General features: G+C 58.5%; 15 protein-coding genes. 7 read left to right on the top strand and 8 right to left on the bottom strand.

Annotated elements, in window-relative coordinates; translation table 11 throughout:
- Window positions 1-34 precede the first annotated feature (34 nt).
- The 3 genes from A6D6_RS15465 to A6D6_RS15455 are packed head-to-tail and all read left to right on the top strand — an operon-like array spanning window position 35 to window position 3,908.
- On the top strand, window positions 35-1,195 hold the full coding sequence (locus A6D6_RS15465) for an acyl-CoA dehydrogenase family protein (RefSeq protein WP_026949624.1): 1,161 nt from the start codon (window positions 35-37) through the stop codon (window positions 1,193-1,195).
- 9 nt (window positions 1,196-1,204) lie between these two features.
- Window positions 1,205-2,317 carry an acyl-CoA dehydrogenase family protein gene (locus A6D6_RS15460; RefSeq protein ID WP_014994394.1) on the top strand — a complete coding sequence of 371 codons (1,113 nt, stop codon included), beginning with the start codon at window positions 1,205-1,207 and terminating at the stop codon, window positions 2,315-2,317.
- Window positions 2,310-3,908, top strand: a complete 1,599-nt coding sequence (locus A6D6_RS15455) for a GMC family oxidoreductase (protein ID WP_014994395.1) — start codon at window positions 2,310-2,312, stop codon at window positions 3,906-3,908. Before A6D6_RS15460 ends, A6D6_RS15455 begins: the two co-directional genes overlap by 8 nt.
- A 72-nt stretch (window positions 3,909-3,980) precedes the next feature.
- Here A6D6_RS15455 and A6D6_RS15450 read toward each other — a convergent pair whose 3' ends face one another.
- The 6 genes from A6D6_RS15450 to A6D6_RS15425 form a co-directional block, all read right to left on the bottom strand.
- Window positions 3,981-4,892, bottom strand: a complete 912-nt coding sequence (locus A6D6_RS15450) for a metal-dependent hydrolase (protein WP_116028223.1) — start codon at window positions 4,890-4,892, stop codon at window positions 3,981-3,983.
- A gap of 32 nt (window positions 4,893-4,924) precedes the next feature.
- Window positions 4,925-5,788, bottom strand: coding sequence for an SDR family NAD(P)-dependent oxidoreductase (locus tag A6D6_RS15445; RefSeq protein ID WP_116028222.1), 864 nt, complete (start codon window positions 5,786-5,788; stop codon window positions 4,925-4,927).
- A gap of 24 nt (window positions 5,789-5,812) precedes the next feature.
- On the bottom strand, window positions 5,813-7,315 hold the full coding sequence (locus A6D6_RS15440; protein WP_014994398.1) for a flavin-containing monooxygenase: 1,503 nt from the start codon (window positions 7,313-7,315) through the stop codon (window positions 5,813-5,815).
- On the bottom strand, window positions 7,296-8,261 hold the full coding sequence (locus A6D6_RS15435) for an alpha/beta fold hydrolase (RefSeq protein WP_236564124.1): 966 nt from the start codon (window positions 8,259-8,261) through the stop codon (window positions 7,296-7,298). The genes A6D6_RS15440 and A6D6_RS15435 overlap by 20 nt, the downstream gene beginning before the upstream one ends.
- A gap of 118 nt (window positions 8,262-8,379) precedes the next feature.
- Complete coding sequence (locus tag A6D6_RS15430; protein ID WP_116028221.1) at window positions 8,380-11,457, bottom strand: Ig-like domain-containing domain; 3,078 nt, start codon at window positions 11,455-11,457, stop codon at window positions 8,380-8,382.
- A 35-nt stretch (window positions 11,458-11,492) separates the two neighbouring features.
- Window positions 11,493-12,890 (bottom strand): OmpP1/FadL family transporter, encoded by a 1,398-nt coding sequence (locus A6D6_RS15425; RefSeq protein WP_236564123.1) that lies wholly within the window; start codon window positions 12,888-12,890, stop codon window positions 11,493-11,495.
- A 659-nt stretch (window positions 12,891-13,549) separates the two neighbouring features.
- Between A6D6_RS15425 and A6D6_RS15420 the strand changes: the two genes are divergently transcribed.
- The 4 genes from A6D6_RS15420 (at window position 13,550) to A6D6_RS15405 (ending at window position 20,188) form a co-directional block, all read left to right on the top strand.
- The gene (locus tag A6D6_RS15420) at window positions 13,550-15,190 is read left to right on the top strand and encodes a 3-(methylthio)propionyl-CoA ligase (protein WP_014994403.1); all 1,641 of its coding nucleotides are present in this window, start codon (window positions 13,550-13,552) and stop codon (window positions 15,188-15,190) included.
- 93 nt (window positions 15,191-15,283) lie between these two features.
- Window positions 15,284-16,327 carry a BtrH N-terminal domain-containing protein gene (locus tag A6D6_RS15415; protein ID WP_014994404.1) on the top strand — a complete coding sequence of 348 codons (1,044 nt, stop codon included), beginning with the start codon at window positions 15,284-15,286 and terminating at the stop codon, window positions 16,325-16,327.
- 116 nt (window positions 16,328-16,443) lie between these two features.
- The gene (locus A6D6_RS15410; protein WP_116028220.1) at window positions 16,444-18,063 is read left to right on the top strand and encodes a class I adenylate-forming enzyme family protein; all 1,620 of its coding nucleotides are present in this window, start codon (window positions 16,444-16,446) and stop codon (window positions 18,061-18,063) included.
- Between the two features lie 340 nt (window positions 18,064-18,403).
- Window positions 18,404-20,188, top strand: coding sequence for an AMP-binding protein (locus A6D6_RS15405; RefSeq protein WP_116028219.1), 1,785 nt, complete (start codon window positions 18,404-18,406; stop codon window positions 20,186-20,188).
- A 203-nt stretch (window positions 20,189-20,391) separates the two neighbouring features.
- Here A6D6_RS15405 and A6D6_RS15400 read toward each other — a convergent pair whose 3' ends face one another.
- Window positions 20,392-21,552: an acyl-CoA dehydrogenase family protein gene (locus A6D6_RS15400; RefSeq protein ID WP_116028218.1), complete on the bottom strand. Its 1,161-nt coding sequence runs from the start codon at window positions 21,550-21,552 to the stop codon at window positions 20,392-20,394.
- Between the two features lie 4 nt (window positions 21,553-21,556).
- Entirely contained in the window at window positions 21,557-22,363 is an 807-nt protein-coding gene (locus tag A6D6_RS15395) for an SDR family NAD(P)-dependent oxidoreductase (RefSeq protein WP_233918103.1), read from the bottom strand.
- Window positions 22,364-22,409: the final 46 nt, after the last annotated feature.

Genomic DNA, 22,409 nt, shown 5'->3' with positions numbered 1-22,409 from the left:
CTCGTCAAAACCACTTGCTTGGATGAGGAAAATTATGAATTTGCAATTTACGCAGGAAGAGCAGGAGTTTCAAAAGACGATACGCGCATGGATGCGGAAAAATATTCCTGAAGAGATTAGTCGTATTTCCGCGCTTGGCGAAATGCCGGAAAAATCGCAGCAACAGCGATGGGAGAAACGGCTCGGTAAACAGGGTTGGCTGGCGGTAACTTGGCCTGAACAATACGGAGGTCCGGGATGGACCGCCACACAACGTTATCTTTTTGATCTTGAAAGGGCCATGGCTGGGGCGCCTCCGGTAAGTCCCTTCGGTGTCGCCATGGTAGGCCCTGTGATCTACACGTTCGGATCCGCGCAACAAAAAGAGCGATGGCTGCCCGGGATAGCGAGCGGCGAGACGCTTTGGTGCCAGGGTTATTCCGAGCCCAATGCCGGATCGGACCTCGCATCCCTTAAAACCCGCGCCGAGCGCAAACGGGACCACTACCTGGTCAATGGCCAGAAGATTTGGACCACCCAAGCGCATTGGGCGGACATGATGTTCTGTCTTGTTAGAACCGACCCCGATGCCAAGAAGCAACAGGGTATCTCTTTCCTGCTAATAGATATGAACACGCCGGGTATCGAGGTTCGTCCCATTTATACCATTGATGGGCACCATCACCTCAACGAAGTGTATTTCACCGATGTCAAGGTGCCGCTGGACAATCTGGTGGGGAAGGAGGGTATGGGGTGGACGATCGCCAAGTTTTTGTTAACGCATGAACGCACAACGATCGCCGGCGTTGCCGACAGTCACTATGCATTGGCTCGCATGAAGAGGGCTATTGACGAAGCTCCTTATTACATCGATAAGCAACAGGCGCGACGACGTGTGGCCGAGTTGGAAGTCGAACTGACGGCGTTGGAGTACACCAACTTTAGGACCGTTGCCGCGACAGACGAGGGCAGACCTTTTGGACCGGAGTCTTCCGGTCTCAAGATCAAGGGTACCGAGCTACAGCAGAAAATGTCCCAAGCGATGGTCGAGATGGGCGGGTTGATGTCGCTTGTCTGGGATAGTTCATCAGCGGTGGGTAATGAAAGCTTTAATCATTCCCCTCGTCGGTACAATTTTCTTCGTGCCTGCACGATTTATGGCGGATCGAACGAGATTCAGAAGAACGTGCTTGCCAAGATGCTGTTAGGTTTATGAGAGGTCATAATGGAATTCAATCTTTCCGATAACACGACCATGGTTGCCGATACGGCACGGCGGTATCTCAAGGATCACTATGGTTTTGATACCTACATACAACAACTCAACCAACTCAATCATTGCGATCCATCACGATGGGATTTGATGCGCGAGCTAGGCTGGTTTGGTCTGCCGTTTCCTGAGTCGGTCGGAGGCTATGGCGGCGATCTGATCGACGTGGCGATGATTGTTAGGGAGGCTGGCGCCGTCTTATGTCTGGACCCCTATGTCGATCTGGTGATCGGTCCTGGAAAACTTCTCGAGTATCTGGGTACTGAGCGGGCATTGAAGGTATTGCAATCCATTGTCGATGATGATGAGAGGGTGGCATGCGCGCTCTATGACTATCACGCCGGATACAATATTTTGAAGCCATCCCTGTCGATTAACGGTGGCAAACTGTCTGGACGGAAGAATTTCGTTCCTGATGGTGGCTGCGCGAATAAGGTGCTGACGACGGCGATGCTTGGCGATGAGCTGACCTTGGTCCTTGTGCCGCTTGAAGGCTGCGAGGTGACCCGCTATCGGGGCTTGGACGGTAGCCGGCTTGCCGATGTGCTGTTCGATGACGTGGTGATTGACGAGGAGATGATTCTTTCTCGTGGCGTGAAGGTGGAGCGCGCCGTCAGCAAGGCGGTCGCCTGGCTGCAGGCGCTCGATTGCGCGCGTATGTATGGCGCCGCCAGTGCGCTTTATCAGCGCACTCTTGATTACGCAAAGACGCGGAAGCAGTTCGGTGCGCCGATCGGCAGCTTCCAGGTAATTCAACACTACCTCGTGGATATGTTCACGGATCTTCAACAGTTGGAGTCGATGCTGTTCATGGTTTCCGTCAAAGCGGATCTAGACGATACGCTTGAGCGGGAACACGCTTGTTCGGCCACCAAGGCGTATTATGCCGACAAGGGGGTGAAGATCGCGCAACTGGCGATCCAGATTCACGGCGGTATCGGGGTCACCGAAGAGCTTGATATAGGCCATTACTTTCGTCTCATGACGCACTGCTCCCTAACACACGGCCATGGTGACTACCATCTTGATCGTATCGCCGCCCTCGGAGAGGAGTTCGATCGTGGATGAATATGATTTCATCGTAGTCGGAGCGGGATCCGCCGGTTGTGTTCTGGCCAACCGACTAAGCGAGTCCGGCCGATTCTCTGTTTGCTTGCTGGAGGCGGGTCCGCACGACAACAGCGGGTTTGTGAACGTGCCGTTCGGGGTGATCGGTTTGATCCGGGAGGGCAAGCGTAACTGGGGCTATCAAACAGTGGTTCAACGAGCGCTTGACAGTAGGCGGCTCTATTGGCCCCGTGGAAAAACTCTCGGTGGTAGTAGCTCGATCAACGCCATGGTTTATATTCGTGGACAACCTGAGGATTACGATGCTTGGCGGGACAGCGGGCTGAAGGGTTGGGGGTGGGATGATGTCCGGCCCATCTTCAACGCGCATGAGCACAATGAGGAGTATCCGCCGGACGCCTGGCACGGTAACGGAGGACCGCTGAACGTCACTCGGGTCAGGGATCCTAATCCGCTGACTGAGTTGTTCATTCGCGCCGGGGAAGAACTAGGCGAAAAGCGTAACGATGATTTCAATGGTGAATCGCAGCGCGGCTTCGGCCAATTCCAAGTGACGCAAAAAGATGGGCGACGCTGGAGCGCCGCGAGGGCGTTTCTCGATCCGGCGAGGAGCCGCGGTAATTTGACCATTCTGACTAATGCAATGGTTTCCCGGGTAGTGATCGAAAATGGACGTGCGGTAGCCGTCGAGTATAGCGATACGGCCGGCACATCTCACACCGTTCGGGCAAATCGGGAAGTCGTACTTTCGGGTGGGGCAATCAACTCGCCCCATTTGCTGATGCTTTCAGGCATTGGTGACCGTGACCATTTACAAAGTGTTGGCGTTGATTGTCTGGTCGACTGCCCAGAGGTGGGGTGTAATCTTCAAGACCACCTGGACATGACTATTTCGATTCACGATCGTAGCAAACAGTCGATTGGCTTCTCCCCTTACTTTCTACCGCGTTTGATGCGAGCGTTCTATGAGTACTTCCGCCATCGGCGCGGCTTTCTAGCCAGCAATGCGGCTGAGGCGGGTGCGTTTATTAATGTCGGCGAAGGGGCGCGCCCGGATGTGCAGATGCATTTTCTGCCCGCATTTCTGCGCGATCATGGCAGGGAATTCACGTCAGGCTTTGGCTGCACCATTCATGTATGCCAGTTGCGGCCTAAAAGCCGCGGTTGGATTCGTCTCGCCGATAGCAACCCTCTCAGCGCTCCGCTCATTGATCCCTGTTATCTTTCCGATGCTGACGATCTTGGCGTCCTGAGAGAGGGCGTCAAACTGGCTCGGCGGGTGTTCCAGACAAAAGCTTTCGCCGAGGTTTTTGGAGGAGAAGATCTACCGGCGAGCGATGTGGTAACCGATACCCAAATTGAGGACGATATCAGGCAGCGCGCTGAAACTATTTATCATCCGGTGGGCACTTGCCGTATGGGGGTGGATGATCTGGCCGTAGTGGATGATCGGTTAAGAGTCAGGGGCGTGTTAGGATTGCGCGTTGCTGATGCGTCCGTCATGCCTTCTTTGATCAGTGGCAACACTAACGCGGCAAGCATGATGATCGGCGAGAAAGCGGCTGGTTATATCATTCAGGATCAACAATGAGACGACATTAGCGCCACCAAACGGTAGTGCTAATGTCGTCCCCAGGTCTTTTGGGGCGGCGGAATTCGGATATTAGGCCATCTTGACTTGGTCGCCCTCGGGACGGTTTCTGTAAGCTCGGTATAGTGATCCGTTTTCAGCGAACAGGCGTTGTCGCCACGTATCTTCCAGTGCCCGCGTGTCGTGATTGTCAGGATGGTAACGTCGATCAACGAACTCCGGAAGGCGGCGCATAATCCCGGAGACAAATCCCTTTGGACCGAACAGTACGTTCAATCCAATGGCATTGTCCTTGACGCTGCCCAGCTTCCCGTCCTTGGCGAGCATCCATGCCCAAGTGATCCCCAACATCGGCAAGAGCACAACCAGGGATGCCGCCGTCGCTGCGATCCGCTCACCGTGACTATTGCCGATGATTTCGTAAACGTTATAAGCAACAGATTTGTGTTCAAGCTCCTCAAGAGCATGCCATTGCCATATCTTTATCATCTCCGGGTCGGCCAGACTTTGAAACGTCTCGTCTTCCAATAGCTGCTCCGCAAGCAAGGCGGTAAAATGTTCCATGAAAGTAGTGGCGGCAAGCTGGGTTCTCTTCGGCAGCATTTTCAGAATGCGGAGGCCGAATTTTACGAAGCGGTCCGGAGTGTCCATGTCGAAGCCGCTCTCGGCAAGCAATTCGTTAAGGCGGTCATGCTCGCGACCATGAATGGCTTCTTGCCCCATGAATCCGGAAATGGCCGCTCGCTGCTGCTTGTCGGTGACACGGTTTCGAAAATAACGCACCGAATCCATGAAGTAGCGCTCACCGGGTGGAAAGAACCCGGACAGCATGGCAAAGAATGTGGTTGCCGTAGCGTTGTCAGCATAGAAGTACTTTGGTGTTGTGTTCGGAAACTGGAAGTTTATGTGACGGGGTGGGATGCCCACTGACGCACCGTTCAGGACATTGGACGTCTTTGCACTAGTTCTCTTCTTTAAAGCCATGACTCGGCCCTCTTTTTGAAGTTTGATCCTGCTTATTGCGATGATTGACTAGACATTTTTTGCCGCCCCTGTCGCATTCGAAAGAACGCTTCGAGGGGCCGCTGATAGCCCGCCGGCATCAGGCGTTGGCCGGCGTCCAGTATCGTTGCGTCATTACCTATCAACACGCGACGTCGGTTCTTGCGAACCGCGTGGAGGATAGCGTTGGCAGCCTGTTCCGGCGTGGACCGGGCGATGCGATCGAAAAGTTCCGTAATTTCTTCCTTGCTGCCCGGGGCTATGTTCCCCATATCACCCATTCGGCTATTACGCGCAATGTTGGTCTTGACGCCGCCCGGGTGCACGCAGGTTGCACTAACACGGCTTCGCTCAATGTCCAGTTCTTCGCGCAGCGACTCGGTGAACCCTCGAACAGCGAATTTCGCGGCGTTATAGGCTGATTGGGTGGGGACTCCAATGATGCCAAAGATGCTGGAGATGTTTATCACATGGCCGTCGCCGGATTGCTTGAGATAAGGCAGAAAGGCCTTGGTTCCGTATACCACCCCCCAGAAGTTAATATTCATAAGCCATTCGAAGTTTTCATAGCTCATGGCATCGACGGTTTCTCCGAGTCCAACGCCGGCATTGTTCATTATCAAGTTAACCTGTCCGTGCTCCTTGACACATTGATCCGCATACCGATACACCTCATCCCTTCGGCTTACATTAACAACATGGGTGGTGACTCTGACCGGGTAGTCGCGCAGGTCGATGGCGATGTCTTTTAGACTGTTTTCGTCAATGTCCGACAGAGCCAAATGGCAGCCTTTCTTCGCCAGCAGCATGGCGGTCGCTCGACCTATGCCTGAACCGGCGCCAGTAATCGCAGCGACTTTCCCGTAAAAACGTTTCATAATATGCTCCAACAGGTAGGCGGATCAGGCACTCAGTAACTTGCGAAATACGCGGTTCCTTCCGCGCTTGATGCCACTTCCCTCAAAACGAAGGTGGCCATCCTCGAGGTTGCCATAGCGTAATGCGGGCAGGTCACGCAAATAGTCATCAAGATTCTGCCAGGGGGTCCTGCTGCCCTGACGAGGGAGGCGGTCGTTGGCGCGAAGAACATATCCGGAACGTAAATTAAGAAAGTTCATCTGGGTCTTGCTCCCTTGTCCATCGACGGGTGTGACCACCCGGGCGCCAATATCGCGCATGTGATTCAGAAGGCGGCAGACGAATTCAGAGGCGATATCGGCCTTCAGCGTCCAAGAAGCGTTGGTGTAACCGAACACCAGGGCCATATTTGGTACCCCTTCGAGCATCAGTCCCTTGTACATCAGGGCGTCCGCCACATGAACCTCACGGCCGTCGACTTCCAATCTGGCACCACCGAACAGCTGCAAATCAAGGCCAGTGGCTGTGATCAGAACATCAGCGTCGATATGAGCGCCGGACTTCAATTGGACCCCGGTTTCGGTGACCGCTTCGATGTGGTCGGTGACCACGGAGGCCTGGCCTTCGCGGATAACCTTGAAGAGATCACCCTTGGGAACGGCGCACATGCGTTCTTCCCAGGGATTGTAATGGGGCTGGAAATGCCGCATATCGACCTCCGGGCCGAGCTGCCGGCGCGCGGTCGCCAAAAGCAGGCGTCGCATCGCCTTGGGCTTACTCAGAGAAAGTCGATATACCGCTCTTTGCAACAGAATATTGCGGGTCCGGGCCAGCCGGTAAACGGCCATCTCCGGCAGAATGCGGCGCAGGTTCCTGGATATCAGATCCTGCTCCGGCACGGTGGCTACATAGGTGGGCGAGCGCTGCAGCATCACTACATGATCCGCCTTGTCGGCCATGGCCGGAACCAGCGTCACGGCAGTGGCGCCACTGCCAATAACCACCACCCGTTTGCCACTGTAATCGTAGTTTTCCGGCCAGTGTTGCGGATGGATTACGTCACCGCGGAATTGGTTGATCCCCGGAATCTCCGGTGTGTAGCCGGAGTCGTACTTGTAGTATCCGGTGCAATTGAATACAAAGCCGGTGCTGAACTGGTGCTCCTCATCGGTTGCTTCGTCGATGGCTTTGACGATCCAGTGTTTGTTTTCGCTATGCCAGGATTGCGAGATCACTTTCAGACCGAACTGGATTCGGCGTTTCACACCGTATTCGCGTGCGGTGTTGTCAATATACCGACGGATAGAAGGGCCGTCGGCAAGCATCTTGGTATCGGTCCAGGGCCGAAAGTTATAACCCAGGGTAAACATGTCGGAATCGGAGCGGATGCCGGGATAGCGGAATAAATCCCAGGTGCCTCCGATCCGTTTGCGTCGTTCAACGATTCCAAAACGGACGTTGGGGCATTTTTCCTTTAAGTGACAAGCCGCGCCAATTCCCGACAGGCCCGCTCCGACGATCAGAACATCAAGATAAGGGTGTTTCATGGTGTTGCTCCGTAGCGGCAGTGCGGCACGATTCCGGCTCGGTGGCGGCTGGCCGTTCTTTCAGAAATTGCAGTACCGCCTCGGTGAAAACACTGTTACGGTCTCCCGCGACCATATGGCCGGCCTGTTCCAGAACGACATAACGTGCCTCGGGGATTAGAGTGAGCAGCTCTGTTGCGCCCCGGTCACTAAGAACATCGCTGTAGTAGCCACGTATCAAAAGCACCGGTACGTCCAACTGGCGGGCCGCCAGCTCCAGCCTTGCTCGGTCGAACATGCTCCCGGCCTTGGTTGGCGCGTTCGCGTGGTTGAGAAAAGCTGGGTCCCAGTGCCAGTAAAACCGGCCATTACTGTGTTGCCGCAGGTTTTTGCGTAGCCCGGAGAGATCTTTTGATGGCGGGCGGCGCGGGTTGTAGGCGGTGATGGCGTCGCGTACCTGCTCCAGCGTCTCGAATCCGTCCTGATGATGACGCATGAATTCGATGATCCGGCGGACGCCCCGAGGTTCCAATCTTGGCGCCACGTCGACCAGTACCAGTGCCTCGCAATCCAGGGAGGTGTCTTCGCCAAGCGTGAGCAAAGCGGTCAGGCCACCCATGGACGCGCCGACGATAACCGGCCGGGCCGGTAGCGAGCGAATCACCGCGCTGAGGTCCGCTGCAAGGGCTCGGGCACTGTAGTCGCCTTCTCGAGACCAGTCGCTTTCGCCGTGGCCTCGTGCGTCCAGGCTAAACGCGCAGTAGCCGGCATCGGCCAGTGCGATCGCCGTGTCGGACCAGGCATGGCGGGTCTGCCCGCCGCCGTGCAGGAGCAATACGGGGGGCGCCGTGTCTTCACCATGGCGGCTGGCCCACAGATTCAACCCCTCACTGCCAGTGAATCGCACCCGAACACTGCGTCGAAGGCCGCAATGCGCGGACGATGTCGTCGTCTGAGAGTCAGTCATAGTCAACTCTTCCGGCAATACATTTGGTCGTCCAACCAATATTACAGATTGAATATATCAACGGCAATGCTTCTCCAGCCCCTTTCAGACCAGTTTGTAACGGCCGGGGTATAACACGTTAAAAATCCTTCACCGGAAGGAACGTGAAGGTCAGGTCCACTCCCAAGGGAGGTGCTTCAAGTTCAACCGACGCCAGACCGATGCCGATCAGGTCGATGTTGGCGGGAATGGTCAGCGGGTCGGGATTGGAGACCTTGAGTATCAGTCTGCCATCGTCGACGAACCGAAGCGGTCCTTCGAGAGTGACGTTGTTAACCCGTTTGCTGCGAATATCGTGCCCAAGTTCAATAATCAGCCTAGGTTCCAGTTCAGGCGCGTCTATCAACAGGTCGAAGGTGGTGCTGAACCAGGGACCGTCCTCTGTCTCGGTGATGTAGCCTTCAATAAACGGTGAATCGCCCTCGGGTAGTAAACGCAGAACCAAGGGACCTGTCTCGAGACCAATGGTGATGAGGCCTAACGCTCTGGCTTCGAGAAAGACCCCCGTGGTGGTCAGCGTAGTTGGAAAGACGGAAACACGAACAGCGCCCGTGGTCCGATCATCCGTGTCCGGGTTATCGTCAATCAGTCTACGGTTGATGGAGACGGCGGAGTCGTATTCCCGGGGGCCGGCCTGCAACGCGCCGGTACTGACGAACGCGAAGCGTTTCTCCGGACAGTCCTCGCCAATTGAGCAGCCCAGGTTGGCGTTGGTAATCACGCCCCCGGTGTCCCGCAGCTCCAACCGCAGGTGGTTGGCGGGCGCCTTGATGACACCATTGTCGTCGGTGGCACCTTGTTCTGAATTGTCGACCTGTAGATTGGCATTTACGTCGACCGTCGGTAGGGAACGCAGGGATACGAGGGTATAACGCTGATCGTCACCGGTCACGACAAAGTGGTTTACCATATCGGGACCTCCCTCGCGCGGCGCTGGAGCCGTGTCGCTGCTCTGTGACAGTTGGCGTGTTTGCAAGGCAGCACCGTCCAGTGTGCAGATGGCGTTGTTTCCGCAGTCGGGACTGGTGGGCTCCGAGCGCAACGTATAGCGATATAGCTGACCGTCTCGCCAAGGGCTGTCAGGGAAAAACTCAACCCGTTGCGCCAGCACGTCGAGGTGGCCCGGCACCGGTTGCCAATCCCCACCGGCATCGCGACGCTCGACGAAAAAAGTGTCGCCGTTGACTGTTGCCGGATCTATACGGCGGTTGAAGATGACCCGTATAGGGTACTCTCGAAAAAGCCCGACCACGGGGAACAGGGGGTCGCTTCCCTGGCCGCCCTGGCAGCGTCCGTTACGCCATCGTGATCTTTCACCGATTAACCGGGCGTCGGTCAGAGCACAGGGGTATCCGGGGAAAACGGCGGCTACCAAGGGCGCACGAAGGCTGTCGCGGTTGTCATTCGGCAAGAACAGATCGTCAAGGCGCATATCAAGGGTGTAATCCTTGCTCAGAGGGTTGCCCGCCGTGTCCCGTAGTTGGCTGGTCAGTATGATTTCAACGTCCTGGTTGTGCTCCACGATTCCGGTGCCTTCGAGGATGACGGTGGCGCCGTCGACACGCATCGAGACGTCTTCAGGTGGTAGCGAAGTGCCGTTAACCTGGACGTTGATAGCGCCATCAAGAAACGCCGACGCAGGATCAATCGCCTTGTTAAAGTTCAGAATGACCGGATCCCCCGGGCGTGTGTTGGCCTGGAAGTCCTCACCCGGCGACCAGGATTGTAATTCCAGAGGGCGTAGATCCGGCTCAGGCATTGGCGGGTTTCGCTGCCCGGCGAAGGACTCCATGTGGAAAGATAATTGGGCACCAGCCTTCTCAAGGCCGAGAATGTCGGGGTCGACCACGGAGATGGCATCCAGCACCAGCTTGCCATCCTCGACAATGGCGAGACCGACGACCTGGATATTGAGCAGATTCTGACTGAGGGCGGCATTGGCGATGGTTCCCTCCGCGGTCATGGCCGCATCCATTCTGAGCAGTGCATAGCGAGGCGCCGTCGTCTCGGTACTGAAGGGATTGGGAATCAGATAGCCGTTGGCGTCACTGAGAAGGGTAATCTGCAGGTCGCCGGTATCGATACCGGCGGGGATTTCCCCCAGAATGTTGACATCGACCGGCGCGCCTCGCAGTACCGTGCCGGCCGGCACCCGGAGGGGGACGGCATCGGCAAAGTCCGGGACAAAGCCCAGGTCCGCGGCCAACGAGCCTGTCAGTTCGGTAACGGCGCTGTCACCGATGATAAAGCTGTCCAGTGGCACCTGATTGACCGGTCTTCCCGTCAGCTGGGATTGCAGGTCCGGCTGTTGCTCGCCTAGGGAACCGACCTTGATGACCGTGGTTTCGCGCGGCTGTGTGCCCATGGGTGTGAACTGGCGTTCGACTTCCGGAAGTAGAGAACCATCACGACTGCGGAGCCCCGATAATGCTAACGTGTATTCCACCGTGTCCAGGTCCTGGCGCGGATCCAGTATCAAATAGCGCCCCTGCAGTAGCACGGAGGCGTCGATCAGCTGGCCCTGGTCGTCGACAAGCGTGATCTGCTTGCCATAAACGGTGGTGGCCGGGTCGAGCGGCCGGTTGAAGACCATGCGTAGCGTGCTCATATCATTTATTCTGGCATCCTCGATGCCGGCCAGCAGTGGATCGGGATCCAGAGGTGTGATGCCAAGTATCTTAAAGCCGTCACTGCCGACGGCGTCGGCGAACCCCGCATGGGCGCCCATCGTGTGAAATTGAAAATTTTTGAATACGGTATCGTCGATACGCCCCAGGCCCGCCTCGCTGACACTCAGCCGATAATGCGTATTGGGCGACAGTGAAGTCCGTGGTTTCAGTACCAGCCCCCGGCCGCCATCGATCACTTCCGGGGTAAAGGGCACGGCGTTTCCGGCGTCGTCGGCGAGCCGCAGACGGTCCTCGACATCGCCGCTCACCTCGTCACTCAGTGTGGTTGAGAAACGCAGCACGACATTGCCGCTCGTCGGCACCTCCTGCTGGCCAGGGTAGGGGTAAGCGAACACCAGTGTGTCCGAAGCGCGCCATGGATTGACGACTTTGCCTTCGTCATCGCCGCACGCACTGATCAACATCAGCCCGAACACCCAAAGGGCAAACGAAACGTACCGCGGCCGAATGTTTATTTGTTTATTCATCTCTACTCTCCTGAATTCAGCTCCGCCATCGCGGTCTAGAATTTGAGTGACAGGGAACCCGAGATGACGTGTATGTCGCCATCCACGCGAATGGTCTCGTAGGGGTTGGGATTGGTTGGCGAGTTGATGGATGTGAGGTTGAACTCTCTTTCATCAAGCTGCTGGTATTGATAAGCCAGGGACATCACAAGGGGCATATTGATTATAGGCGCGCGTTTCAGGCGGTAATCGGCGCCAACACCGACCACGATACGGTCGCTGTCGAGAAAGTTGACATCCTGGGACCGGGTCGATTGAAGTGGGGAATCCTCGACGGCCACGCCCCCATAAAGTTTAAGAGCGTCCGACCACGTGTAACGGACGCCGATGCGGGGAACGGTGGTGTCATTAAAGCGCAGTCCAGCCTGGTCCCTGACCGTGTCACCGGCGAATTCACTCTCAAGATCGGACCAATACTGGCGCTCTACAGCCGCAACCAGCTCGAACTTACCTAAAGGCATCAGCAATCCGATTCCGTATACCTGGGGCTGGAACGTGTCGAGAGTGGCCAGCGCAAGATCAAGGCCCGGCTCGGGTATGACACCGGGAATCACCACGTTGGCGTCCACGCTGACGTCGTACTCCGACTCCCCTCGATAGAACAACGCCAGCTCCGGTTTAAGCGCGAAAGGCAGGCAGGCGCTCGAACCGCACAGCGTATCGCTCAGGTTGACGTTAATGCCCAGCGAGGGCGTCAATGTCGGTTCGGCTTCCAGAGAGAGCTCTTCGGAGTCGGTATTGCCGGACAGATCGGAGACCGCTTCAAGGCGGGCCTGGGCCGCCAGCGTGAGTCTTGCCGAGGCACCGATATCAACGCCGCGCAGGAGGTTGCTAACCGCCCCACCAAAAGCGAGATACAAGGGTTGCGACTCAAAACGCAGGAACTGGCCTTCCTGACTGGTATTGGCCGCGAAGGGCAGCGCGTTGGAGGCATACTCATCCACGCCGACGTTAATACCAAGATAGATCGGTGTGTCCAAGTCCGCCGCGCCGGCGACACGGGTCTTGATACCAAGAAGCAGTAACTCCGAACTCTGGTCCGTGAGCACATCGTTTTCGCGATCGAATGGTGCGGCTCCGCCAAGTGATTCGGCACGCAACTCCTGGTCACCGTGCTGAAAGACCACTGTGAGTTCACCTTCCGGCGAGCGCGCAAGTGCCGCCGGGTTGTAGTAGGTGGCCCAAGCACCGCTGTGGAAAGCGCTGAACGCCTGGGCCGAGCCGGCGTGAATGGGGCCCAGGCCGTAGGTGCTTGCTGCATCGCCCGCTCCGGCCATTACCTCGCATGGGAGCAGCACGACTATCAGAACGGCCAAGACACGACGGACCCGAAGACCGGCATTGGAGAAGAAAAGGTGTTCGCGGGACTGATGGTGAGACCTGATTATCGTCATTGGGAATCATCCTTTTTGTTATTCGGGGTGGCATCTGACATGTTTTGTTTGGTCGAACAAACAATGCGCTGGGCTTGGTTTTGAGGCAATACGAAAAATTGCTTATCAGTCAATGAAAATTTAAGGTTTTACGGTGTTGTCGCCGCCAGCCGCCTTCTTCTGCCCCAGCGAAAAGTCGCGCAGTTCGGTGCGTATGATGCGCTTCTGGCCTTGCCGGTCCCGGTGCGGGGGAAGTCCTCGTGGATCTGGGCCACTTTCGGCACCTTGGAGCTGCCCGGCCACTGGCGGCGTGATGCTCCGGTTTCGCGAGCAGCACACGGGCTCGGGACATCGCGCGGACAGTGGTCCTTGGCCGTTCTGGGACGGCTCTTGTTCTTGTCCATCGAAGCTAAAGCAGGATAGGGTCTTGAGCAAGCGCTTGGTAGGAAGCAACATAGGGTTTCTTCCTTGGGGGCGCCGTCGTTGGTGCGCTCGGGAGGGTGTGGGCGAGCAAAGATCGCCGTCTTTCCGGTGCGTTCGGGGCCTTGGCCACGCCCGATTACAATCGCGGGGCCTCCAGTGCGCTCAAAAATACTATTTTGTTCTGTCGACTGTTGCGGTTTCGAATACGCCATCCGACAGAAACCGCCAGAGAAAATCGACTGATTGAGGAGAGACAGATGCGTGGATTAATGATGGACCGGCCTTTGATGATTTCCCAGATCATCGAGTACGCGGCCGCCAGCTATCCAGAGCAGGAGATCGTGTCCCGGACTCCGGAAGGCGGCCTGCACCGTTACAACTACGAAGATGCGGCCAAGCGTAGCCGCCAGTTGGCCAACGCGCTCAAGTCGCTGGGCGTCCAGGCCGGGGATCGCATCGCGACGGTGGCCTGGAACACCTATCGGCACTTGGAGCTGTATTACGCGGTCTCCGGTATTGGGGCGATCTGTCACACAATCAATCCGCGTCTGCCGGTCGAGCAGTTCGGCTACATCGTCAATCACGCCAAGGATCAGTACATTTTCCTTGATCTGACCTTCGTTCCATTGCTGGAGAAGTTGCAAGGTCTGTTTGAAGGCGTGAAGGGCTATGTCGTCATGACCGACCGCGCTCATATGCCCGAAACCTCGCTGCCCAACGTGATGTGCTACGAGGAATTGGTCGGCGAGCAGTCCGATGAAATGGCCTGGCCGGAGTTCGACGAGCATACCGCTTCGTCGCTCTGCTATACCTCCGGCACCACCGGCAATCCCAAGGGGGTGTTGTACTCGCACCGCTCGACGCTGCTGCACGCCTTCTCGGTGTTGACCATCCCCGGAATGAATCTGGGCGAGGAGAGTGCCGTGCTGCCGGTGGTGCCGATGTTCCACGTTAACGCCTGGGGCGTCCCCTACTTCGCGCCAATGGTGGGCGCGAAGATCGTCTTCCCGGGGCCGAAGCTCGATGGCGAGAGCCTGGCCGAGCTGATCAATAACGAGGGCGTCACCGAGGCCTGGGGTGTGCCCACCGTGTGGCTCGGGCTTCTTGGTCATATGCGTAAGACCGAGCAGAAGTTCACCTCGCTCAAGCGTGTTCTTATCGGCGGCTCGGCCGCGCCACGGGCGATGATGCGCGAATTCCAGGAGAAGTACGGCGTCGAAGGCTTGCAGGGCTGGGGCATGACCGAGATGAGTCCGATCGGCACGGTTTCGATGATCCGTCCCAAGGACGCCGATTTGCCGCTTGATCGGCAGTTCGACATCAAGGCCAAGCAGGGGCGTGCGGTGTTCGGGGTGGAGATGAAGATCGTCAACGACGACGGTCAAGCGCTGCCGCGGGACGGCAAGTCCTTCGGTGAGCTGCTGGTGCGCGGCCCGGCGATCATCAGCGGCTACTACGAAAACCCTGAAGCCAGCGCCAAGGCCTTCGACAGCGAGGGCTGGTTCCGCACCGGCGATGTTTCCAAGATCGATCCCGAAGGCTACATGGAGATCGTCGACCGCACCAAGGACGTGATCAAGTCCGGAGGCGAGTGGATCAGTTCCATCGATCTTGAGAACGAAGCGGTGGGGCATCCCGAGATCGCCGAGGCAGCGGTCATAGCGGTGCATCATCCGAAATGGGACGAGCGGCCGCTTCTGGTGGTGGTGCGCGAGCCGGACAGCCAGCTCGGCAAGCAGGGCGTGATCGACTATCTGAGCCAGCGGGTCGCGAAATGGTGGCTGCCGGATGACGTGGTATTCGTCGACGAACTGCCGCACGGGGCGACCGGCAAGCTACAGAAGGCCAAATTGCGCGAGCAGTTCAAGGACTATTCGTTGCCAGAGGTTGGTGGTTAAAAAAGGCCTCGATCCGCGCCTCGTCGGCGGAGTGAGCTCGCGGTACGCCAACCGGCGTTGGCTCAGGTCTTTGAACACAGCTGGAGTAGTGGAATGAAAAGCGTGCAAATCTCCAACTATCCCCACCGGATGGGTGGGCACTGCGGCTCGGGCGCACTGCGCGACCTGTTGGAATGGGCCGGGCTTGGCTGGGACGGGCCGCCGGGCGAGGGGCTCGTGTTCGGCCTCGGCGGCGGGCTGTCCTTTATGTATATGAGAGTATCCGAGCTCACGCCTCCCATCTACCTGGTAGGGCGCAACGGTGACATGGAGCTCGACTTCTGCCACCGCCTCGGCATTGAAACCGAGCGTCGCCAAACCGACGATCCCGACGAGGGTTGGCGCTGGGTCGCCGACGAAATCGACGCCGGCCGTCCCGTGATGATCTGGGCTGACATCGCCGAGCTGCCGTATCTCAGGGTACGTTTATCCAACACCCGTCATGACATCGTCGTCATCGGCTACGACGAGAGGCGCGGCGTCGCCCGGGTGGTGGACAACGATCGCGAGGAGGTGCAGGAAGTCCCCCTAAAAGCTCTGGCGCGAGCTCGTGCCTCCCATGGCTTTCCCAATCCCAATCGCCACGCGACTTACCCGATACGCTTTCCTGATCGGCTGCCTGAGCTACTGCCGGTGGCGCGCGATGCAGCGGCAAGCGCGGCGCGCAATATGCGCGGCACGGATGCGACGCTGTTCGATCCGGCGGACCTGCCCGCCGATGGTGTGGTCGCCTCCGGCCTGAAGGGCGTCAATATCTTCGTCGACGATCTGGCCACCTGGGGAGATAGCCTGACTGATGACCAGCTTAACGCATCGCTAAGGGTCTTACCGGTCTTCGTCGAGAAAGCCGGCACAGGCGGTGGCTTGTTCCGCCGCCTCGAAGCGGAATTCTGCGCCGAGGTTGCCCGCCTCACGGGCGATCGATCCTTTGCCCGTGCCGCCGACGTCCTGCTCGACTGCGCCAACGCCTGGAGCCGTCTTGCTACATATGCCGCCGCCGATCAGCTTGACTGGCGGGCGCTCGTCGCCCATGCCGAACAACTCCCGTCATCCGAGCAACGCGCGGTGCAGGCGCTGGAGGAGGCGGCAAGCCCGTAGAGTCGGCGGTGAGCGCCGGCGAGACCCGACCCGCCGCTCGCGGATGCCGTCCATGAACCACAAGGCGAGCGAGCGCGGACTCGGTTGGGGCCAATAAGCTTGGAGGAATAGGGTAAATGATCTTACACGAACCTGAACTGATCGAGGAATACTCCGATAAAGGCTACTGGGGTGACAGAACCCTGCTGGATCGCTTTGCCGCCAATCGTGCCGCCTACCCGGACCGGGAAGCGGTGGTGGATCCCCCCAATCGTGACGAGCTGGTCGGCACACCGCCCCAGCGGCTCAGCTGGGCCGAGTTTGGTCGGGCCGTGGACGCCACCGCCGCCGAGCTGGCACGCCGGGGCTTCGGCAAGGACGACCTACTGGTGGCGCAGTTGCCGAACATCTGGGAGCTGGCCATGCTCTATCTGGCGGCGGCCAAGGCCGGCGGTCTGCTTTCCGCGTTGCCCCTGCAATGGCGAAGCAAGGATGTGGGCTATGTGAAAGAGATCACCGGCGCCAGATTCTACGCCTCGGTGGAAAGCTTCCACGGCTTTGATTACCGGGCCCTGGGGCAGGAGCTGGGCTTCGAGCACTACATTGGTCTGGCGGCGCTGACCGATATCGCCCATGGAAATCCGGGCCGGGTCCCGGAGGTGCCGGTGGATGCCAATGACATCTTCACCCTGTGCTGGACTTCGGGCACTGAGTCAAACCCCAAGGGCTGCCCCATGAGCCACAACAACTGGGAGTACATGACCAACCTGGTGTTCACCACCTGTGGCCTGCGCGAGGGTGACCGCATTCTGTGTGTGGCACCGCTGGTGAACATGACGGCGGTAGGGGTGAACTACCTCCCCTGGCTGGCGGCGGGGGGCACCCTGGTGCTGCATCATCCGATTACGCCGGAAATCCTGTTGCGCCAGCTGACCGAGGAGCACATCGAGTACACGATTCTGGTACCGGCAATGCTGAACATGATTGTCAAGTTGCCCAACGTGGACCAGCTGGATCTCTCCAGCGTGCGGACCATCACCACCGGTTCGGCGCCCCCCTCGGCCTGGTCGATGCAGGAGTTCAAGCGCCGCTGGGGCATCGAGATCGTCAACATCTGGGGCCAGAACGAGGGCACCAGTCTGGTAGCCGGCCCGGCCGATGTGCCGGACCTGGAGATGCGGGTGGATCACCTGCCCTGGTGGGGCAAGGCAGGAGTCCAATGGCCTTCCGGCGTCAGCGGGGTCGAGCTGAAAATTCTCGGCGATGAGGATGAGGAGATAACCGAACCAGGTGGCATCGGCGAGCTTTGCTATCGCAGCCCGGGTGTGTTCGCGGGCTACTTTCAGCGCCCGGATATTACCGCGGCTTCGTTCACTTATGACGGCTTTTTCCGCACCGGCGACCTTTTCATCGTGCGGGATGACAGGCACCTAGGGTTCTATGACCGCAAGAAGGACATCGTGATTCGGGGTGGTTACAATATCTCCAGTGTGGAGGTGGAGAACGCGGTGCTGGGCTTCGGCAAGGTACGGGACGTCGCGGTCATACCCCAACCGGACGAGATCATGGGCGAGCGGATCTGTATTTGCGTGGTGCCTGTTGACGAGGATAACCCACCGATCCTGGAGGAAATCAACGACTACTTGAGGGAGCAGGGCATGAGTGTCTACAAGCTGCCGGAAAAGATGAAACTGATCAACGCCATTCCCCGCAATCCGGTGGGCAAGATTCTGAAGAAGGAATTGCGAGCCCTGTAGCCGGTTCGCCGTCATGCCTCTCATTGGGTGTCTCCAAATGACCCCGTATTGTCAAAAAATGACCTCGCTAGGCTGCTGTCACACAACCATGGTCGGGAACAAATGGTGCTGCTGAAACTTCCACCGTTGCATAGACAGCCGGCTGGCCTAATTGCAACTGCGCATCCTGTCGGAGGAACTTTTAAGCGTTTCGACAACACCGGAATCGTCGACGAGTTTGAACGGGTTGCGGTCCAGCTTCGCGCGCGTCCGGTTCGGTGGAAACCACGGAAACGGGCGGGTTACCAACCCCGTCTCGCGCCTGCCATAACAACATAACACCAGTCAGGAGATCTTCGAAATGTCCGCTATAGCCCAGCTGAAAGCAATGCCCGAGGCCCGTGCGGCCCTCAGGGAGATTTTAGGCCAGTTTGGTTGGGGCGCGTTGGCGATTGGTGGCGTCCGGGCCGCGTGGCGTAGCCGGCTTAAGCGACAGGAGCTTCCGCGGCAATTCCTGCTTGCTCTATGGGAGCATTGGGGAGATCGTGAGGCGATTGTCGACGGTGATCGTCGGGTCACCTTCGGTCAATTCAGGGATCGAGTTCTCCGCCTGACCAATGGCCTGCACCGGCTGGGTATCGGCGAAGGCGAGGCGGTGGCCGAGGTGATGCACAACGGCGCGCCATGGTTCGAATTGATGCTGGCTTGTACGCTCAGGGACAATCCCATGCCGATGCTCAATTGGCATCTCCAGCCCAAGGAGTTGGCGGAATGTATCAACAAGGCCTCGCCAAAGGCTCTGGTATTGGGGGGCGCCTTTGTGGAAGCGGTACAGTCGGTTCGTGATCAGTTGACCACCGTCGAACACTTCATCGTGGTTGATGCTGACGAGTTGCCCGAGGGTATGATCGCCTACGAGTCACTGATCCGGGACAGCCGGTCCATACTCCCAAGCGGCAAGCTGGGCATGGCCCCAAAGACCTACAGCGGCGGTACCACAGGGACGCCGAAATACATCAACATCGACCGGGACCGGCTGACATCGGATTCGGCCGAGGCGCGGCGGGGCGCCTCCAAGGAGGAGGTGACCCGGTTGGGGTTGATGCAGATATCGGCCTTTCATTTCTACAAGATCGGCAAAATCCGGGATCCGATCAGCAACAACATCCGCACGCTGATTCCGGGGCCGCTGTATCATGCCGGGGTACAGATCGCGGTGTTGCCGTTCTTTCTCGGCGGCACCGCGGTGCCCATGAGCAAGTTCGATCCCGAGCTCATGCTTAAACTTATTCAGGACGAGCGTATCAACTGGACCTTCGTCGCCCCGACCATGCTCGAGCGCATCCTGGCACTGCCCGAGGCTCTGAAGTCCCAATACGACCTTTCCAGCATGCGGGTAATCATTTGCGCGGCGGCGCCTTGTCCGCCCAAGGTCAAGCGCGAGATCAACACGCTGTTCCGCCGCCAGGGAGCGTCGGATGATGTCTTCCATGAATACTACGGCGCTTCGGAGAGCGGCCTGATCAGCGTTCTCGCCAGCGAGGACTACCAGGAGAACCCAAAGCGCTACGACAGCGTTGGCAAGCTGCGGGCGGCGGAATGCCGGATCTATGACGAGGAGACCGGCACCTGGACCCCACCCGGCAAGGAAGGGAAGGTGCTCGTGCGCTCCCCGATGGCCCTTGCGCTGAACTACGTCGGCCTCAGCGAAGAGAAGATGAAGGAGAATTATATCGGGGTCGAGGGCAAGCTCTGGTACGACGATGGTCTGATTGGTTATGTGGACGAGGATGGTTTTCTGTACCTGACTTCGCGGATCAAGGAAATGATCATCTCCGGCGGGGTGAATCTTTTCCCCAATGAGATCGAGACGGTTATCAAGCGGCATCCGGCGGTTCTTGACGTTGCCGTGGTGCGGGCGCCGGACAAGGACCTGGGCGAGGTGCCGGCGGCGGTAATTGAGCTCAAAGAGCACCAGCAGGCCACTCGCAAGGAGATCATCGAGCACTGCAAGACGGAGGGGTTGTACGGTTTCAAGCTGCCAAAGATCGTGGACTTTGGCGAGCTGCCCCGCAACTTGGCCGGCAAGCTACCGAAAAAGCAGCTTGAGGAGAAATACTGGAAAGGTGTCGCCCGGCACGGTTAGCGGGCTGTTGGAAATGCCTTGCGCGCTCTGGCTGTTACCGACCTGTCAATCTTGTATAGGATCCGGCCGGCTCCCGGCTGATCATGGAGAACGTCAACCACGGGCGCATCTATCGCGAGGTGGGGTCAACGCCAGCGGCGGCGGCCCCGGGGACTGGCGATATCGCCATCCGGCTGACGGAAGCCCGGTGACGTGAATCGCATTCAATCGAGCCCCCGCGCAATCAGCTCCTTCATGATCTCGTTGGTGCCGCCGTAGATCTTCTGTACCCGGGCGTCGGCGTACAAGCGTGCGATGGGATACTCGAGCATGTAGCCGTAGCCGCCGAAGAATTGAAGGCACTCGTCGACGATCTCGCACTGCTTTTGCGTGCACCACCATTTGGCCATTGAGGCCGTCTCCGCGTCGAGTGCGCCGGCGATCAGGCGCTGGATGCAGTGGTCGATGAACACTTGGCCGAGAGTCACTTCGGTGCGCCGCTCGGCGAGCCGGAAGCGCGTGTTCTGGAAGTCGAGCAGACGCTTGCCGAAGGCCTTGCGCTCGCGCACGTAGGCCAAGGTGTGCTCCAGGGCCGCCTCGGCGGCAGCGATGGCGCCGACGCCGATGATCAAGCGCTCGCGTGGCAGTTGGTTCATAAGTTGGTAGAAGCCCTGGCCCTCTTCGCCGCCGAGTAGGTTCTCGGCCGGCACCCGCAGATCATCGAAGAACAACTCAGCGGTGTCCTGACCTTTCTGGCCGATCTTGTGCAGAAGCCGGCCGCGGCGGAAGCCGGGCTGCTCGCCCGGCTGTTCGACGACCAGCAGCGAGACGCCCCTGGCGGCCTCGGCCGGATTGGTCTTGCAGACGACGATCAGCAGGCCGCAGTGATGGCCGTTGGAGATGAAGGTTTTCGACCCGTTGACCACATAGTTCTCGCCTTGGCGTTCGGCCCGCGTGCGCACGGCCTGTAGATCCGAGCCGGTGCCCGGCTCGGTCATGGCAATGGCCCCCACCCACTCGCCGGAGGCGAGCTTGGGAAGCCAGCGATGCTTCTGCTCCGGCGTGCCGCAGCTGACGATGTAGTGGCTGACGATCTCATGAACGCCCTTGGCCCAACTGGTATTGCCGGCACGGGCCTGCTCCTGGAGGATCACGGCCTCATGGGCGAAGCTTCCCCCCGCCCCGCCGTATTTCTCCGGCACGTCGGTGCACAGGAGGCCGGCGGCGCCTGCCCTTGTCCACAGCGTGCGCTCGACGTGCTGCTGGGAGTCCCAGTGTTCTTCGAAGGGGGTGATTTCGGTGGCGATGAACTTCCGGACGTTGTCGCGGAACAGCGTTAGTTCTTCGTCCATCCAGGGTGATTGATTAAACGTCATGGTGTCCATGGCCTCACATTGAGAACCCGCCGCCACAGAGCAGCGTCTGACCGCTGATGTAGTTCGACTCCGGAGTGCAAAACAGATAGACGGCCCCGGCGGCCTCGGCCGGCGTGCCGGCGCGACCGAGCGGCACCATGGCCTCCATGGTCTTGAGCAGATCGGGGTTGACGCCCACCTTGATCTTGCGGCCTTCCACATCGATGCTCGCATCAGAGCCTGCTTCCGCCTCTGTGAGGCGCGTTTTGATCAGTCCGAAGGCCACGCAGTTGACGTTCACCTTGAGCCTGCCCCATTCCTTGGACATCGCCTTGGTCAGGCCGATCACCGCCGCCTTGGCGGCCGAATAGTTGGCCTGTCCAGCGTTGCCGCCGGTGCCGGCGATCGAGGCGATGTTGACCACCTTACGGAATACCTCGCGCCCTTCGGCGGCTTCTTTCTTGGCCTGCACGCGGAAGTATTCGGAGGCCGCGCGCAGAATGCGAAAGGGCGCCGTGGCGTGCACGTCCATGATCGCCTGCCACTGCTCATCGCTCATTTTCTGAATCACGTTGTCCCAGGTGTAGCCGGCGTTGTTGACGATGATGTCCAGACCGCCCAGCTGTTCGATTGCCGTGTTCACAAAGCGTTCGGCAAAATCCTCCTGTGTCACGCTGCCGATGCAGGCCACGGCCCTGCCGCCGGCGTCCTTGATCGCCGCGACCGTTTCCTCCGCCGGGGCGGCATCAAGATCGTTGACTACCACGCTGGCGCCTTCGGCGGCGAGTTTGAGGGCGATTTCCCGGCCTATCCCGCGCCCTGAGCCGCTGACGATGGCCACTTTATCTTGAAGTTTCATACGCAGTCCTGCTTTGTTGGTGATGGAA

Origin of the sequence: Alcanivorax xiamenensis (genome assembly GCF_009846745.1) — a bacterium.
Taxonomy (GTDB): Bacteria; Pseudomonadota; Gammaproteobacteria; order Pseudomonadales; family Alcanivoracaceae; genus Alloalcanivorax; species Alloalcanivorax xiamenensis.
The sequence above is the reverse complement of the archived record's forward strand: the minus strand, read 5'-3'. Positions and strand labels throughout refer to the sequence as shown.

Coding starts and splice junctions, on each gene's coding strand:
- A6D6_RS15425 (WP_236564123.1), bottom strand. CDS start 12,890: ATGACGATAATCAGGTCTCACCATCAGTCCCGCGAACACCTTTTCTTC.
- A6D6_RS15465 (WP_026949624.1), top strand. CDS start 35: ATGAATTTGCAATTTACGCAGGAAGAGCAGGAGTTTCAAAAGACGATA.
- A6D6_RS15460 (WP_014994394.1), top strand. CDS start 1,205: ATGGAATTCAATCTTTCCGATAACACGACCATGGTTGCCGATACGGCA.
- A6D6_RS15415 (WP_014994404.1), top strand. CDS start 15,284: ATGAAAAGCGTGCAAATCTCCAACTATCCCCACCGGATGGGTGGGCAC.
- A6D6_RS15435 (WP_236564124.1), bottom strand. CDS start 8,261: ATGACTGACTCTCAGACGACGACATCGTCCGCGCATTGCGGCCTTCGA.
- A6D6_RS15440 (WP_014994398.1), bottom strand. CDS start 7,315: ATGAAACACCCTTATCTTGATGTTCTGATCGTCGGAGCGGGCCTGTCG.
- A6D6_RS15410 (WP_116028220.1), top strand. CDS start 16,444: ATGATCTTACACGAACCTGAACTGATCGAGGAATACTCCGATAAAGGC.
- A6D6_RS15400 (WP_116028218.1), bottom strand. CDS start 21,552: ATGGACACCATGACGTTTAATCAATCACCCTGGATGGACGAAGAACTA.
- A6D6_RS15445 (WP_116028222.1), bottom strand. CDS start 5,788: ATGAAACGTTTTTACGGGAAAGTCGCTGCGATTACTGGCGCCGGTTCA.
- A6D6_RS15420 (WP_014994403.1), top strand. CDS start 13,550: ATGCGTGGATTAATGATGGACCGGCCTTTGATGATTTCCCAGATCATC.
- A6D6_RS15450 (WP_116028223.1), bottom strand. CDS start 4,892: ATGGCTTTAAAGAAGAGAACTAGTGCAAAGACGTCCAATGTCCTGAAC.
- A6D6_RS15430 (WP_116028221.1), bottom strand. CDS start 11,457: ATGAATAAACAAATAAACATTCGGCCGCGGTACGTTTCGTTTGCCCTT.
- A6D6_RS15405 (WP_116028219.1), top strand. CDS start 18,404: ATGTCCGCTATAGCCCAGCTGAAAGCAATGCCCGAGGCCCGTGCGGCC.